This is a genomic window from Sinorhizobium chiapasense (genome assembly GCF_045277575.1).
Classification (GTDB): domain Bacteria; phylum Pseudomonadota; class Alphaproteobacteria; order Rhizobiales; family Rhizobiaceae; genus Ensifer; species Ensifer chiapasense_A.
This window is the reverse complement of the sequence record NZ_CP144206.1, coordinates 2,016,741-2,030,698: the sequence shown is the minus strand read 5'-3', so window position 1 is coordinate 2,030,698 and position 13,958 is coordinate 2,016,741. Positions and strand designations below refer to the sequence as shown.

Annotated in this window: 16 protein-coding genes; 6 read left to right on the top strand and 10 right to left on the bottom strand. The window is 63.1% G+C overall.

Annotation, left to right across the window (positions count from 1 at the left end):
* Position 1: 1 nt before the first annotated feature.
* The 3 genes from QM996_RS28180 to QM996_RS28170 all read right to left on the bottom strand — a co-directional run bounded on the left by QM996_RS28180 (position 2) and on the right by QM996_RS28170 (position 2,699).
* Positions 2–436: a GFA family protein gene (locus QM996_RS28180; RefSeq protein ID WP_334197161.1), complete on the bottom strand. Its 435-nt coding sequence runs from the start codon at positions 434–436 to the stop codon at positions 2–4.
* A 227-nt stretch (positions 437–663) separates the two neighbouring features.
* Positions 664–2,037: an ATP-binding protein gene (locus tag QM996_RS28175; RefSeq protein ID WP_334197160.1), complete on the bottom strand. Its 1,374-nt coding sequence runs from the start codon at positions 2,035–2,037 to the stop codon at positions 664–666.
* Entirely contained in the window at positions 2,037–2,699 is a 663-nt protein-coding gene (locus tag QM996_RS28170; RefSeq protein WP_334197159.1) for a response regulator, read from the bottom strand. Before QM996_RS28170 ends, QM996_RS28175 begins: the two co-directional genes overlap by 1 nt.
* A gap of 115 nt (positions 2,700–2,814) precedes the next feature.
* Here QM996_RS28170 and QM996_RS28165 point away from each other — a divergent pair, with 115 nt between their 5' ends.
* Together QM996_RS28165 and QM996_RS28160 are read left to right on the top strand one after the other, a co-directional pair.
* Positions 2,815–3,600: a L,D-transpeptidase gene (locus QM996_RS28165; protein ID WP_334197158.1), complete on the top strand. Its 786-nt coding sequence runs from the start codon at positions 2,815–2,817 to the stop codon at positions 3,598–3,600.
* Positions 3,601–3,859: 259 nt separating this feature from the next.
* Positions 3,860–4,576 (top strand): L,D-transpeptidase, encoded by a 717-nt coding sequence (locus QM996_RS28160; RefSeq protein WP_334197157.1) that lies wholly within the window; start codon positions 3,860–3,862, stop codon positions 4,574–4,576.
* Between the two features lie 31 nt (positions 4,577–4,607).
* Here QM996_RS28160 and QM996_RS28155 read toward each other — a convergent pair whose 3' ends face one another.
* From QM996_RS28155 to QM996_RS28140, 4 genes are all read right to left on the bottom strand, one after another.
* Entirely contained in the window at positions 4,608–5,429 is an 822-nt protein-coding gene (locus QM996_RS28155) for a L,D-transpeptidase (protein ID WP_334197156.1), read from the bottom strand.
* Positions 5,430–5,511: 82 nt separating this feature from the next.
* On the bottom strand, positions 5,512–6,510 hold the full coding sequence (locus QM996_RS28150; RefSeq protein ID WP_334198696.1) for a murein L,D-transpeptidase family protein: 999 nt from the start codon (positions 6,508–6,510) through the stop codon (positions 5,512–5,514).
* A 324-nt stretch (positions 6,511–6,834) separates the two neighbouring features.
* Complete coding sequence (locus QM996_RS28145; RefSeq protein ID WP_334197155.1) at positions 6,835–7,089, bottom strand: hypothetical protein; 255 nt, start codon at positions 7,087–7,089, stop codon at positions 6,835–6,837.
* A gap of 159 nt (positions 7,090–7,248) precedes the next feature.
* Positions 7,249–8,157, bottom strand: a complete 909-nt coding sequence (locus QM996_RS28140) for an SDR family oxidoreductase (protein WP_334197154.1) — start codon at positions 8,155–8,157, stop codon at positions 7,249–7,251.
* 87 nt (positions 8,158–8,244) lie between these two features.
* On the opposite strand from QM996_RS28140, the gene QM996_RS28135 reads away from it, so the two are divergent.
* From QM996_RS28135 to QM996_RS28125, 3 genes are all read left to right on the top strand, one after another.
* On the top strand, positions 8,245–8,817 hold the full coding sequence (locus QM996_RS28135; RefSeq protein ID WP_334197153.1) for a TetR family transcriptional regulator: 573 nt from the start codon (positions 8,245–8,247) through the stop codon (positions 8,815–8,817).
* A 99-nt stretch (positions 8,818–8,916) separates the two neighbouring features.
* On the top strand, positions 8,917–9,969 hold the full coding sequence (locus tag QM996_RS28130) for a serine hydrolase domain-containing protein (protein ID WP_334197152.1): 1,053 nt from the start codon (positions 8,917–8,919) through the stop codon (positions 9,967–9,969).
* A 184-nt stretch (positions 9,970–10,153) separates the two neighbouring features.
* Positions 10,154–10,648: a free L-methionine (R)-S-oxide reductase MsrC gene (locus tag QM996_RS28125; protein WP_334198695.1), complete on the top strand. Its 495-nt coding sequence runs from the start codon at positions 10,154–10,156 to the stop codon at positions 10,646–10,648.
* 41 nt (positions 10,649–10,689) lie between these two features.
* Here QM996_RS28125 and QM996_RS28120 read toward each other — a convergent pair whose 3' ends face one another.
* From QM996_RS28120 to QM996_RS28110, 3 genes are all read right to left on the bottom strand, one after another.
* The gene (locus tag QM996_RS28120; RefSeq protein WP_334197151.1) at positions 10,690–11,706 is read right to left on the bottom strand and encodes a zinc-binding alcohol dehydrogenase family protein; all 1,017 of its coding nucleotides are present in this window, start codon (positions 11,704–11,706) and stop codon (positions 10,690–10,692) included.
* A gap of 124 nt (positions 11,707–11,830) precedes the next feature.
* Positions 11,831–12,502, bottom strand: a complete 672-nt coding sequence (locus tag QM996_RS28115) for an SDR family oxidoreductase (RefSeq protein ID WP_334197150.1) — start codon at positions 12,500–12,502, stop codon at positions 11,831–11,833.
* Complete coding sequence (locus QM996_RS28110) at positions 12,489–12,887, bottom strand: VOC family protein (protein WP_334197149.1); 399 nt, start codon at positions 12,885–12,887, stop codon at positions 12,489–12,491. The genes QM996_RS28115 and QM996_RS28110 overlap by 14 nt, the downstream gene beginning before the upstream one ends.
* Positions 12,888–12,979: 92 nt before the next feature.
* Here QM996_RS28110 and QM996_RS28105 point away from each other — a divergent pair, with 92 nt between their 5' ends.
* Entirely contained in the window at positions 12,980–13,897 is a 918-nt protein-coding gene (locus QM996_RS28105; RefSeq protein ID WP_334197148.1) for a LysR family transcriptional regulator, read from the top strand.
* Positions 13,898–13,958: the final 61 nt, after the last annotated feature.

Below are 13,958 nucleotides of genomic sequence, written 5' to 3'. Positions count from 1 at the left end.
CTCATTCCCCGATCAATTCCCCGGTGCCGCCGAAAGCGGGCGGGAAATCGCGATATTTGGGCAAGCCGTCCTTCATTGGCAGTACGGTCTCCTGATAGTTGACGTGGAGCGCGGGCTTGAACGGTAGCGCCGGAATGACGGCAGCAAAGACGTCCGTCACGCCCCAGAGCGGGTGCTCGGTCATGAGGTGGCCGCCGCAGACCTTGCACCATTTGCGCACGCTCGTCGCAGTCTTCTGATAGCCGACGAAATTATCCGCGCCCTTGACGATCCGCACTTTCTCCGGCGGCCAGAGCGTGAAGGCATTCACTGGCCCCGCCGACCACGTCCGGCACGAGCTGCAGTGACAAAAGCCCATGGCGGCCGGGTCGCCGCTCACTTCGATCTCGACTGCGCCACAGAAGCACTTTCCGTTGTAGCTACCGTTCCCTGCCATGACTCGTCTCCTCTCGGCTCGCGCCACCCGGAGTTTGGTCCTCGCGGATGACTGATGTGACCCATGCCTGAGCGTGTCACGCCTGATCGTGAGGTCAACGCCTCCTTTCGAGCTAGTTTGCGTTGCCGGGAGTCATAGCGGCGGCGCGAAGGGTGAAACGGTTTTCCGCGGGAATTGCTGAACGGCAGGCAGTTGGGCAAAGCCGCACGTCCGGCTCTGGCGCAAGCTCACCGCACGAGGCCCGGCGGCAGCACGATGCGTGCTGACAGGCCGCCGCTTGGGCGATTGCGGAGTTCCAGTTCCGCGCCGGTGCGATCCAGCGCCCGTTCGACGATGCTCAAGCCGAGGCCGCTGCCGACCGCCGTCTTGAAGCGTCCGCGGAAGAAGCGCTCGGTAACATGCGGCATCTCCTCGTCGGGGATGCCGGGTCCCATGTCCTCGATCGCGATGACGAGGTGGTCCACCGCGATCTCGCAACTGCAGGAGACCGTTGCGCCCGGCGGCGAATGGTTGAGGGCATTTTCCAGGAGGTTGCGTGCCGCCAGCCGGAAGAGGTCCGGATCCATGCCGATCCTGAGACCGGACAGCTGTGCGTCGATGGCGACGTCGACCCGGTGAGCCTGGCCGGCGAGTTCAGTCTGAAGGGCTGCCAGCATTTCACCGACATTGCAGCCGGCTGCTGGTTTGGTGCTCTCTGAAGCCTCGACCGAGGCGATATCCAGCAATTGTCGCACCAGCTTTCCTGTGCGGTCGACCCCGGCGACGATCTGGCCGAGCGCCTTTTCGCGGATTTCGCCATCGTCGCTCGCGAGCGCGACCTGGGCCTGCGTCTTCAGGCCGGCCAGGGGCGTGCGTAACTCGTGCGCGGCAAAGGCGATGAAGTTCTGTTCGCGCGCGCGGGCGCCGGCGACACGGGCGAAGAGACCATTCAGGGATTTCAGAACCGGGCTGATTTCGCGCGTCGTGCCGAGGTCTTCGATCGCGTGCAGATCGGAGGCCTCGCGCGCTGCGAGATCGCCGGCGAGTTTCCTGAGCGGTGCCAACCCGCGTCCGACGCTGAGCCAGATCAAGACGGCGAGCAACGGGATGATCAGCAGGGCCGGCAGCAGCAATCCCTTGACCAGATCGTTGACCAGCCGGTCGCGGATACGCAGGTTGTCGCCGACGAGGACGCGCACGCCGAGGCTGGCGTTCTCAACCGCGAAGACCCGCCAGGTTTCACCGTTGATGACGGTTTCCGAGAAGCCCATCGCGTGTGGCGCAAGGGTCGTGTCGGGAGCGCTGTCGGATTTGCCGATCAGCGTGCCGTCCAGCGACCAGATTTGACAGGAGAGTTGGCGATCATAGTGCGGATGCTCGAGCAGCGGGATCTTGGTCGCGCTTTGTATCAGGCGGTTGGCGTCAGCGTCGCCTTCTTCCTTCAACATGTCGGGGCTGACAATCAGCGAATTCACCATGCGCGCGGCCTCCATCAGCCGCGCGTCGAGCACCCGCTCGACTTCGGCGCGGGTGCTGAGAAAGATCCAGACCGTGGCCGACAGCCAGAGAAGGCCGGTCGTGATCAGCAGAATGGCGAAGAGGCGCGTGCGCAACGATCGCATCAGTCGGCCCCGCCCAACCGATAGCCGATGCCCCTGACGGTTTCGATCAGACCGGGCCCGAGCTTGCTGCGCAAATGATGGATATGGACCTCGACGGCGTTGCTTTCGATTTCCTCCTGCCAGCCGTAGAGCCTGTCTTCCAGCCTGGTCTTCGAGAAGATGACGCCGGGATGTGCCATCAGCGTATGCAGGATGGAGTATTCGCGCCGGGAAAGCTGCACCGGCTTGCCCGCCTGTTCGACGGACTGTCGAGCGGGATCGAGTCGCAAGCTCGCCCATTCGAGTGCAGCCGTTGCGCGCCCCGTAGACCGCCGGGACAACGCCCGCAGCCGTGCTGCCACCTCGTCGAGGTCGAACGGTTTTCCCAGGTAGTCATCGGCCCCGGCGTCGAGGCCGGCCACCCGATCGCGAACCGTGTCACGGGCTGTCAGCAGCAGCACTGGGGTGTCATTCTGAGCGGAGCGCAGGTCCTTGAGGATATCCATGCCTGAGCCGTCTGGCAGCATCAGGTCGAGTACGATCGCGTCGAAGCTGTTGGCGGCGAGCGCGGTTGCTGCCGCGTCGCAGGTGCCGACGGCATCGGTGGTGAAGCCGGCCAGCGCCAGGCCCACCTTCAAGCCGTCTCTGAGGATATCGTCGTCTTCGACGATCAGGACTCGCATTGCTATTCCTCACATTTTTGAGAGTCGAACTCTTAAGGCGCTCCCTTAAGGCAGCCTTAAGGTAGGACTTCCCTGTGAAGCGGCATTGCAACAATCGAATCGTTGAATGCCCGATATGACCGAATCAAACGAGCCCTCTTCATCCCCGGCCGATCACAAGACCGGCATCACGCTCACCCGCCGCAGCCTTTTCGTCGGCACGGCCTCTCTGTTTGTCACCGGTTGTGCGACGGCACGCCCGACGCCTGTGGTGATCGCGGCAGCGGCGCCGGTACCGGCAACGACGGGATCGGCCGTGCCGCCGATGTACTCTGCGATGCCGGACGAAGAGTTCCCGATCCCCGAAGTCAAGGTCGCCGAGGTCGATCCGAAGTTCTGGCGGCAGGAGGTGGATTATCCGACCGATGAGCGGCCCGGCACGCTGATCGTCGATACGCCGGCGAAGTATCTCTATCACGTGCTGCCCGGTCGACGGGCGATGCGCTACGGCATCGGCGTCGGCCGCGAGGGGTTCGCCTGGTCGGGGCGCGCGGTCGTCGCCTACAAGCGCAAATGGCCGCGCTGGACACCGCCCGACGAGATGGTGGCGCGCCAGCCGAAGCTCGCTCCCTACAGCATCGCCAATGGCGGCATGCCCCCGGGCCTGAAGAACCCGCTGGGTGCGCGTGCCCTCTACATCCACAAGGACGGCAAGGATACGCTTTACCGCATCCACGGCAGCCCCGAGGCGCACTCGATCGGCAAGGCAGTTTCGTCCGGCTGCATTCGCCTGCTCAACCAGGATGTCGTCTATCTCTACGACCAGGTCCGGGACGGCAGCACCATCGTCGTCATTCCAGATCCGACAAAGGGTGATCTACAGCGCCGCGCGTCTTCTTCAGACGCGCAAAGGTCGCTGTAGCACTTTGATTTGCTGCATGTCTTTGTCCCTAAATCGAGATCGATTTAAGGAGACATGCAGTAGCGATCGGATAGAACGGGCAACCGTGGCGGCGCGGGAATTCTGCAACACTCCGCATGCGAGTGCCTTCGGCGGGTGGCGATCCACGCCAAAGAATGATTTTCACCACATTTCGGTCACGGTTCGACCCAAGAGCCTGGGGCCCCTCCTCGGAAAAATTTCCAACTGAAATCCCAACCTGGAATAGAATAAAGTGTCGATGAATTTGTCCCGCCGGTCGCTGCTCGCGGTGATCGCCAGCTCCGTCTTGAGCGCCTGCACGCAGATCCCGAAACCCGAACCGAAGCCGAAGCTGATCGAACCGATCGCCGGAAACGGCAAGCCGCCGGGCGAGGCAGCGGGTGCAGCGGTCGGACCGACGAAGACCTTCGATTATGCAAAGGCCTACGCACCGGTGAAGGACGAGGGCTATGACGTTCCCGGCATCCAGTACGGTGAGATCAAGCCGGAATTTCTGCGCCAGGAGGTGGCTTACACGACCAGCGAGCCGCCCTATTCCATCGTCGTCGATACCCAGAAGATGTTCCTGTACTGGGTGCTGCCGGGCGGTCGCGCGATCCGCTACGGCGTCGGTCTCGGCGCGGCGGGCCGCGCCTGGAAGGGGCGCGCCGTGGTCCAATGGAAGCGGAAATGGCCGCGCTGGACCGTGCCCGATGACATGATCGCGCGCCAACCGCACCTCAAGAAATACGGCATCGAAGCCGGCGGCATGGATCCGGGCCTCGACAATCCGCTCGGCGCCCGCGCCATGTACATCTTCCAGAACGGTCAGGACACACTCTACCGCATTCATGGCTCGCCGCAGTGGCGCTCGATCGGCAAGAATGCGTCCGCCGGCTGCGTCCGCATGCTGCAGCAGGACGCGATCGATCTCTACGATCGGGTGAGGGGCAAGACGCCGCTTCTCGTTCTTTAGCGCGCTATCGCCTTGAATCGGACGAACTGTCTTACAGGGGCTGCGGAGGCGGCAGTCCGTCCGGACCCATCTGCATGTAGTCCGACGGCTCAGGCAACGGCTGCTGGTCTGGAAGTGGCTGTGACTCTGGCATCGGCTGCGATTGTACCATGCCGCCGCCGGTCAGGTCGGTGACGACGATCGGCGTGCCGTTCGGCACGCGATTGTAAAGGTCAACCACGTCCTGGTTGATCATGCGCACGCAGCCCGACGACACGGACTTGCCGATGGTCCACCATTCCGGCGAGCCATGGATGCGATAGAGCGTGTCCTCGCCGTTCTGGAAGATGTACATGGCGCGGGCACCGAGGGGGTTCCTCAGGCCGGGATCCATGCCGCCCGCCTCGATGCTGAACTGCTGCAGCTCGGGCTGGCGGGCCACCATTTCGTTCGGCGGCTTCCAGCGTGGCCATTCGCGCTTGTACTGGATGACGCCGCGGCCGGCCCAGGCGAAGCCGGCGCGCCCGAGGCCGACGCCGTAGCGCATCGCCTGGCCGTTCTCGTAGACCCGGTAGAGAAAGTGGCTGCCGACGTCGACGACCAGCGTGCCCGGCTTTTCGCCGGTCGGATCGGCAACCATCTGGCGGTAAAAGCGGGGATCGATCTTCTCGTAGGGAATGGCCGGCAGCGGATAAAGTTCGTTCGGCTTCTCGCCGTACATGTCTGCAAGGAACGCGTTCGCCTCGGAGACCGGCTCCGGCGCGTAGGAGCGCGTCACCGTCGGCCGGGTCGAAGCGCAACCCGCTAGACCGGCAGCCGCGATCCCCGCGGAGAGTTGCAGGAAGGTGCGGCGGCGGATCTCTCTTTCAGGCATGGAACCCTCGATGGTCCTGTGTTCGCTTCTGGCGATGCAACCGAACTTTCAAGTCAATTGTGCGTCGCCAGCCGACGAACGATTACAGGCCGGCGTAGGGATCCGCCAGCGCCGCTTCGGGTCGGCTGATAGGATACTTAGTTCCCGAGATCTTCGCGGCCAGCTTTTCCGCACCGTTTTTCTCGAGAAGCACCCGGAAGCTCGGATGCATGCCGCCGTCGACATAGGCGTTGAGCGGGGCCGGCGCCTGGCTTGCCATCAGGCTCGCGAGCTTCGCGTCTTCCGATTGCAGCTTCGCAACGAGCCCGGAGTCAGGTGTCGATATCGCGGGCGGGCAGGCGGCGAGCGGATCGGAAGGCTCGCCGTCGGCGAACTCGGTGTTGAAGACATAGCGCCGACCGCAGGCGGAAACCTTCGGCTGGCGCTTCGTCGTTTCGAAGATGTCGTAGCCCTGCTTGATGTTCTTCCAGAAATCGAAATTCGGATCGCCGCGGTGCTTGGCCATGTTGTCAGCCGTCATGCGGAAGGGATAGGCCTGCACCTGGAAGGTGCCCTGGCCACCGGCAAGGGCACGCTGGACCACGGAGTAGATCTCGCCGACGCCCTGATCTGTCAGGGCGTAGCAGCCCGACGACGAGCAGGCGCCGTGCACCATCAGCGCTTCGCCGGTATAGCCGAGCGCCGACTCCAGCCGGTTCGGGTAGCCGAGATTGAAGGACAGGAAGTATTGCGACTTCGGATTCAGCATGCCGGCGGAGACATGGTAAAAACCTTCCGGCGCCTGGCGGTCGCCGATCTTCGTCTTCGGCCCGAGTTTTCCTGACCAACGGCACATGGGGTAGGTCTTCAGCAGCGCATATTGCCCCTGCTTGTTCTGTTTCCAGACCTCCAACTCGCTTTCCTGCTTGAAGATGCGAACCAGTACCGGGCTTTCCGGCTTGCTGCCGTTCTTGGCCATGGCGGCAATGAGCTTGGCGGGGATCGGCGGCGGTTCGCGCACGTCGTCTGCATCGAGCGCCGTGCAGCCCGTCAGAACAACCGCCATCGCTCCGATCGCCAGCGCATGCCGCATGCGGTGCATTTGAGCGAAAAACTTGGCCGTCTGTGGTGTCTCGGAAGAAAGGCTCTTTGTTGTCTCGCGCCGCATGCGGGCTCCTGGAAATACTCTCGCCGCAAGCGTCTTTCCGGCGGTACGGGTGCCGGTCATTCGCAAAACAACGCGTGTCGGCTCGGCTTCAACGTCAGCGATTAAGCGGTGGCAGCTCTGGCCGCAAGCCTTTGCCGCAGGGGTCCGCGATCAACAAAACTTGAACGCGCGCCGCCTTAGCTGCCCGCTGATTGGGTCGATGTTGAGACAATATGGTGAATTTTTTCTCAACGCCGGCGGCCGGATTGCGATGGCGCGTCAGTCCCGCGGTTCGCTGCCGGGGGCGTAGACGGTCTTCTGTTTGAAGGCGAAGACGTTGCCGCAGCGGCAACGGACCATGTGCTTGGCGGGATCGGGAGAGGTGCGTTCGGTCGAAAAGCCTTTCGGCATGACGTCGATGAGAAAGCCGCGATTGCCGGTCTTGGCATTGTCGTTCTCAGACGCCTCGGCAAAGCCGGAGGCTCCGCATTTCGCGCATTCCAGCTTTCTCGAATAACGATCCCGCGATGCCATCTTCAATAACACTCGATAGCGCCGCCTTCGCATAAGGAGCGGCGGCGCGCTGGGTTTGCCTGGAACTCCGACTATAGGAGGCGGCGCGCCGTTTCAAGTTTGCTGGATGGTCATCGTGATCGATTGCGTTTCTTTCGCGAGCGGCAGTGCTTGGCTCGCTCAGCGATATCCCGTGGCATCGGCTGGCCTGTTGGCCTCCATCACCTCGCGCATGTAGCGCCAGCAATCGGGCCGCGAGCCGTCGAGATCGGTGAAGCCGTAAACCTGAGCCAGCCCGCCGCTCGAAAGCGACTGGCCGTTCCAGCGGGCCTTCTCTGGGTCTGCCGCGAGTGCAGCGATGGCGCGGCCGACGAAGCGTGGCGTCTCCGAGATCACGAAATGCGGTTGGCTCTTCGTGGCATCGCGCCAGTTGTTCTCGCTGACCCCGTAGTGCTCGAGCATCATCTCCGAGCGCATCCAGCCCGGGGTAATTGAAACCGAAGTCGCGCCATGCGGGGCAAGATCCTTGGCGTGGGCCCAGGCCATGCGATTGGCCGAAACCTTGGCAAGATCGTAGAAGGGCGACAATCGATAGTTCTCGGCATTGTACTCGGCGGTGCCGTCGGTCACCTCGACCAGCAGGCCGCCCGGCCTTTCGATCATCAGCGGCAGGGCGTAGTGGGCGGTGATCAGGTGGGTGTCGACGCCAAGGCGCAGCAGCTTCAGGCCATTTTCCAGATTGTGCTCCCAGACCGGCTTGTTCCATTCGAACAGCAATTCACCGCCCCAGACATCGTTGACCAGGATGTCCAGCCGTCCCTGTTCCTCGCGGATGCGATCGATGAGTGCCTTTACCTGTGCCGGCTGCAAATGATCGACCTGAACGGAAATCCCCTTGCCGCCCAGACCGGTCACGATCTCAGCCGTCTCTTCAATCGTCTCGGGCCGTCCGTAGTCGGATTGTTGCTGCCGCGTGGTTCGCCCTGTCACGTAGACGGTGGCACCGGCGGCGCCGAGTTCGGCGGCGATGCCCCGCCCGCCGCCTCGTGTCGCGCCAGCGACGAGCGCGATTTTTCCTTCGAGAGACATGTTTTCCTCCGTTGGGCCAGTTGCCGTCTGGCGTTCTCTTTCGACTGTAATATATAAATGATTGTTCGGTTATAAATGAGAGTCAAGATGCCGCGCCCGAAAACGATGCCCGACGAGGAGGTGCTGGCCACTGCATTCGCGTTGATGCGGGTCGAAGGTCCGGATGGACTGACCTTTGCTGCGCTCGCTGCCAAGACAGGGCTCTCCGGTGCCACGCTGGTGCAGCGTTTCGAAAACAAGGCACGATTGATCCAGAGTGCGCTGACACAGGCCTGGGATGGTCTCGACCGACAGACGGCGGAACTGGTGGCGACCGTCCCTCGCACACCGGAGGGCGCCATTACGCTGCTCGTTGGCCTTTCCGGCGATTATGGCGCCATCGAATCCTATGCCGACGATCTCCGGATTCTTCGCGAAGACCTACGCGATCCGAAGCTCCGCGCGCGGGGCGCCAAATGGCGCGACGTGCTTTCGGGTGTGCTTGACGAGTGTCTTTCGGGATTGCCCGCAGCGGCCCCAGGACTAGGGTTGCTGATGGCGGCGCAATGGCAGGGGGCGCTGCTCTGGTGGAGTTTCGATCCGCAAGCACCGGTCACGGAATTCGTCGAACAAAGCCTGCGGCGCTTCGTGGAGGCCTTTGCAAGGCAGCCGGCGGACTGAAGTCGGCATCGCGGCCCGGCGGTCACCCGGATTTCAAATCACCGTGAAATGGCGGCGCGACGGATGACGCGGGGGCCGGGCGGTCTTAGATGCTGATCCATGATCAGATTTGCCACCGCCGTCTTCGCCCGGACACTCTTGGCTCCGACGTTCGTCTTCTGGACGTTCTTCACCCTGGCGGCTGCTGCCGAGGTGCAGGCGCCGGTTTCGGCTCTCCTCAAGGAATTGGCATCGCGTACAGAACTCGAACCGTTGAAGGCCGTGATCGTCGCCCGCGATGGCGAGATCCTGGCGGAACGCGGCTATCGCGGCAACCGGGTGACGGATGCGACGAACATCAAATCGGCGTCGAAATCGATCATCTCGGCGCTTGTCGGCATCGCTATCGACAAGGGGCTGCTGGAAGGTCCGGACCAGAAGTTCGCGCCGATCCTGAAGGCGGATCTTCCTGCTTCGCCCGATCCGCGCATCTACGACATCACCATCGGCAACCTCCTATCAATGCAGGCCGGGCTTGGGCGTCTTTCAGGTCCGAACTACGGCCGTTGGGTCGCCAGCCGCAACTGGGTGCGCACGGCGCTCGCGCAGCCATTCGATGACGATCCGGGCGGCCAGATGCTCTATTCGACGGCCTCCACACATCTTCTTTCCGCGATCCTGACGAAAGTGAGCGGCAAGTCGACCCTCACCCTGGCGCACGACTGGCTCGGGCCGCTCGAAGGCTTCCGCATCGGAGCCTGGGATCGCGACCCGCAGGGGATCTATCTTGGCGGCAACCAGATGGCGATGAGTGCCCGCTCGCTTCTTGCCTTTGGCGAACTCTACCGCAATGGCGGCCGCACACCGTCAGGCGCTCAGCTCGTGTCTCCGGCATGGATCGAAGCGTCCTGGCAGCATCGCACCAATTCACGCTTTTCCGGGGACTCCTACGGCTATGGTTGGTTTGAGCGCCGAATTGCCGGTGAAGACGTGCATTTCGCCTGGGGGTATGGCGGCCAGATGCTCTACATCGTGCCGAGTCTCGATCTGACCGTCGTCATGACATCGGCCGAGAGCGGGCCTTCGGCCCGTAATGGCTACCGCGATGCGCTGCACCTGGTGCTCGGCGAAATCATTACGACGGTGAAGGGCGATCCGGAAACGGATGGCTGAGAACCTGGGGCGGGCTGTATCGATATATCGCATTTAGAAATATCGCCTGATCGCAATTTTGCTGTCTCCGAGGATGATGATACTGCTGCGTCAATGGTCGCAAATGCCGCGATCAGCCATTGGCGAGCCGCCATGATCGTTGAGCGGCCATGCGGCGTGATGCCGAGATTTGAAAGGTAGGACCGTGTTTGCCTCGAAGACAATCGAAACCGCCGACAAGTCCGAATTCTATCATGAACTCGCCGGCCAGCTCGGTGGCCTGCTGCACGACGAGCGCGACTTCATCGCCAATGCCGCCAATCTCTCGGCGCTTGTTTTCGATGTCGTGCCGAATCTGAACTGGGCTGGCTTTTACTTTCTGCGCTCGAACGACGAGCTCGTGCTCGGGCCGTTCCAGGGGAAGGTCGCCTGCGTACGGATACCCGTTGGTAAAGGCGTCTGCGGCGCCGCCGCCGCGCAACGGCGGACGATGCTGGTCCCGGACGTCCATGCCTTTGCCGGGCATATTGCTTGCGATGCCGCGTCACGCTCGGAGCTCGTCGTGCCGCTGGTCAAGGACGGCAAGGTGCTTGGCGTGCTCGATCTCGACAGCCCGAGCCCTGGCCGGTTTGATGCCGAAGATCAGGTCGGGTTCGAGGCGCTCGCAGCAATCTATGTCGCGGCGAGCGATTTCGCTTAATCAGGCCGGCAGCGCCGTGACGGCCGCGGCCTGCTCGGGCATCAGTCGCCAAAGCCTTCGATGACGATCTTGCCCTTGGCAGCCCCTGTTTCGATGCGCCGATGCGCTTCGCGCAGATTTGCGGCATTGATCGGCGACAGGATCTCGGCAAGCGTCGTCTTCAGTCGGCCTGCATCGATCTCGTCGGCGACGAAGGACAAGAGCCGGTGTTGCTCGATCATGTCGGGCGTCTGATGCATCGGCCGGGCGAACATGAACTCCCAGTGGAGGCTGGCCGCCTTGGTCTTCATGCCGGCCATCGGCATCGGCACATCGGTATTGTCGATCGAGACGATGCCGCCTTGAGGGCGGATCAGTTCGACGGCGGCGTCCCAGTGGCGCATGTCGTTGAAAATGGCGACGTGGTCGACATGGTTGAAACCGAGCGCACGGACCTGTTCGACCAGCGGCTCGCGATGGCTGACGACATGGTCGGCGCCAAGCTCTTTCACCCAAGCAATGGTTTCCGGCCGCGAGGCCGTGGCGATAACGGTGAGGCCCGCGCGTTTGGCAAGCTGGATGCCGATAGAGCCGACGCCGCCGGCACCGCCGACGATCAGGATCGACTGGCCGCGGTCGGCACCGTCCCGGTCGATCCCCAGGCGATCAAAGAAGGCTTCGTAAGCGGTGATCGTCGTCAGCGGCAAGGCGGCCGCTTCGGCAAAGGAAAGGCTCTTCGGCTTGCGTCCGACGATGCGCTCGTCGACGAGGTGGTACTGCTGGTTGGTGCCGGACCGCGTCAGGTCGCCGGCGTAGTAGACCTCGTCACCGGGCCGGAACAGCGTCACGCCGGGCCCGACCGCCTCGACCACGCCGCTCGCATCCCAGCCAAGGACGCGCGGCGTCTCCTCGATCTTGTCCTTCGGCGCGCGCATCTTGACGTCAACCGGATTGACGGCGACGGCGCTGACAGCGACCAGGATATCGCGCCCCGCGGGCACCGGCTTCGGCAGGGTGACGTCGAGGAAGCTTTCCGGGTCGGAAACCGGAAGATAACGGGTGAGGGCGACGGCTTTCATGGTGTGCTCCTTATGGGTAAACGGTCTGCTGTTGCGAATTCTCTCGGCCGTCACGGCTGGCGCCGATGATCCAACCAGAATAGGCGCCGCGCATGCTGCGAGCAAAGCCTTCGGGTGGCCTCAGTCAACTGATGAGCGCGCCGCCTTCGATGTCGATCACTGATCCGGTGACGAAGGGATTATCGATGGCGAAGAGATAGCCGCTGGCGATATCTTCGGGCTGCCCGAAGCGGCCGGCGGGCAAGGTTGCGGCGGCGCGGTCGAACATTGCGTCGCGCGCCTCGCCGGTCATGCCGGCATAGGCTTCCGTCTGCGTCAGCCCGGGGCTGACGACGTTGACGCGTAGCGGTGCAAGTTCCTTGGCCAGCACCTTCGCCGTGGCTTCGAGGGCGGCATTCATCGCCGTCTTGACGAAGGTGCCGGGTACTGTCCGACGGGCGAGGAACCCGGAGGTGAAGGTGATGGTGCCGCCGGCACGCATGTAGCGGGCCGCTTCGCGGGCGAGCACGACCGAACCCCAGAACTTGACGTCGAAGGCAGCCTTGGCGGTGCCCAGATCGATATCGCTGATCTTGCCACCCGGAGCGGCGGAACCGGCAGTGACGATCAAGTGGTCGATCGGACCGAGCTTGCGGAAGTACGCGGCGACCGCTGTGCTGTCGGCAATGTCGAGGCCGGTGGCGCGGCTGGCGATCTCGACCCGGCCGGGGCGCTGCATCAGCGCCCTGGCGACGGCGGCGCCGATGCCGCTGGTGCCACCGATGACGACGGAAACGGTGTTGTTATTGAATGTCATGGTCATTCTCCACGGGAATGGGTTCGCAAAAGACGGCTTCGAGCAGCGGACCGCCGGGCGCGCGCAGGAAAAGTCGGCGTTCGCCGATTTCGGCGAGATCCATCGTCGAATAGGGGATCGCAAGCCGGTCTAGCCGGGCGCGAAAGGCGGCATAACCTTCGAGCCGGAAGCCGACGTGATCGATCGCTTCGGCCGCACGGTCAGAACCGTTGCCGTAGCTGCCGATGATATGAACGATCGGCCTACCCTCGGCGTAGAGCCAGAAGCCGGGGATGCGCCGGATGGCCGACGGACGCTCGCCGATGGTGAGATCGAAGACCGTTTCGAAGAACGCGCGCGTTGCGTCGATGTCGCCTGTGCGGATTGTGACGTGGTCGAGCTGCATCTCGCGCCTCCTTTTCGATTGGGAATTTAGCTATTGCGACGCATCCGGATAATTGGCTTAGTTCCAAAATTATATTTCGGAGAAAGCGAAAGATGCTGCTCGACAACCTCGCCCTGTTTCTCCTGATCGTCGAAAAGGGTGGGCTTTCCGCCGCCGGGCGCGAGAAGGGGTTGTCGCCGGCCTCCGTTTCCGAGCGGTTGGCCGCACTCGAAGCGCACTATGGCGCAGCCCTGCTGAAGCGAACGACGCGGGCGATCAGCCTGACGGAAGAGGGGCGCCTTCTGGTGGACGGTGCCCGCCGCCTGCTGGCGGAGGCCGGAGAACTGGAGGCCGGCATCCGATCGGGAACCCGTACCATCTCCGGACCGATCCGCCTGAGTGCGCCCGAGGATATGGGCCGGCGCTATATCGTGCCGATCCTCGATCGCTTTCTTGCCGAACACCCTGATGTGACGGTGGATCTCAACCTCACCGATGGCTACGTCGATCTCGTCGGACAAGGCATGGACTTCGCCATCCGCCATGGTGTTCTGGCCGATAGCACGCTTCGGTCGCGCATCCTCGGCGAGAACCGCCGCGCCGTCTGTGCGGCGCCTGCCTATCTTGAAGCCATGGGCAGGCCGCAACATCCGGACGATCTCTCCCGTCACGACTGCATCGTCATGCGCTTCGGTGCCAATCTCGATCGTGAATGGGCCTTTCAGGTCGATGGCAAGCCACACAAGGTCATGGTGCGCGGCAGACGCGTTGCCAATGACGGCGGGTTGGTAGCCGAATGGTGCCGTGCCGGCCACGGCATCGCGCTGAAATCCGTCTGGGATATTGCGGAGGACCTGGCCTCTGGCGCGCTCATCGAGTTGCTTGCGGACTTCGCGTCCGGAGAAACAGGACTGCAGATCGTCTATCCGCCGGCAAGCGTACAGCCGCGACGCGTGCGACTGTTGATCGATCGCATTGCCTCGGAACTGACTTCCATGGGGAACGTGCTGGCGAGCACGCGACGCACCTGACATCGGCGGTCGCGCTCAGCCATCGTCGGCTGCCGTGGCCTCCGTGCAACAGTTCTTTTCC

Coding starts and splice junctions, on each gene's coding strand:
- QM996_RS28135 (WP_334197153.1), top strand. CDS start 8,245: ATGCCGCGCCCGAAAACGATGCCCGACGAGGAGGTGCTGGCCACTGCA.
- QM996_RS28160 (WP_334197157.1), top strand. CDS start 3,860: ATGAATTTGTCCCGCCGGTCGCTGCTCGCGGTGATCGCCAGCTCCGTC.
- QM996_RS28175 (WP_334197160.1), bottom strand. CDS start 2,037: ATGCGATCGTTGCGCACGCGCCTCTTCGCCATTCTGCTGATCACGACC.
- QM996_RS28150 (WP_334198696.1), bottom strand. CDS start 6,510: ATGCACCGCATGCGGCATGCGCTGGCGATCGGAGCGATGGCGGTTGTT.
- QM996_RS28115 (WP_334197150.1), bottom strand. CDS start 12,502: ATGACATTCAATAACAACACCGTTTCCGTCGTCATCGGTGGCACCAGC.
- QM996_RS28110 (WP_334197149.1), bottom strand. CDS start 12,887: ATGCAGCTCGACCACGTCACAATCCGCACAGGCGACATCGACGCAACG.
- QM996_RS28130 (WP_334197152.1), top strand. CDS start 8,917: ATGATCAGATTTGCCACCGCCGTCTTCGCCCGGACACTCTTGGCTCCG.
- QM996_RS28180 (WP_334197161.1), bottom strand. CDS start 436: ATGGCAGGGAACGGTAGCTACAACGGAAAGTGCTTCTGTGGCGCAGTC.
- QM996_RS28120 (WP_334197151.1), bottom strand. CDS start 11,706: ATGAAAGCCGTCGCCCTCACCCGTTATCTTCCGGTTTCCGACCCGGAA.
- QM996_RS28140 (WP_334197154.1), bottom strand. CDS start 8,157: ATGTCTCTCGAAGGAAAAATCGCGCTCGTCGCTGGCGCGACACGAGGC.
- QM996_RS28145 (WP_334197155.1), bottom strand. CDS start 7,089: ATGGCATCGCGGGATCGTTATTCGAGAAAGCTGGAATGCGCGAAATGC.
- QM996_RS28155 (WP_334197156.1), bottom strand. CDS start 5,429: ATGCCTGAAAGAGAGATCCGCCGCCGCACCTTCCTGCAACTCTCCGCG.
- QM996_RS28165 (WP_334197158.1), top strand. CDS start 2,815: ATGACCGAATCAAACGAGCCCTCTTCATCCCCGGCCGATCACAAGACC.
- QM996_RS28105 (WP_334197148.1), top strand. CDS start 12,980: ATGCTGCTCGACAACCTCGCCCTGTTTCTCCTGATCGTCGAAAAGGGT.
- QM996_RS28170 (WP_334197159.1), bottom strand. CDS start 2,699: ATGCGAGTCCTGATCGTCGAAGACGACGATATCCTCAGAGACGGCTTG.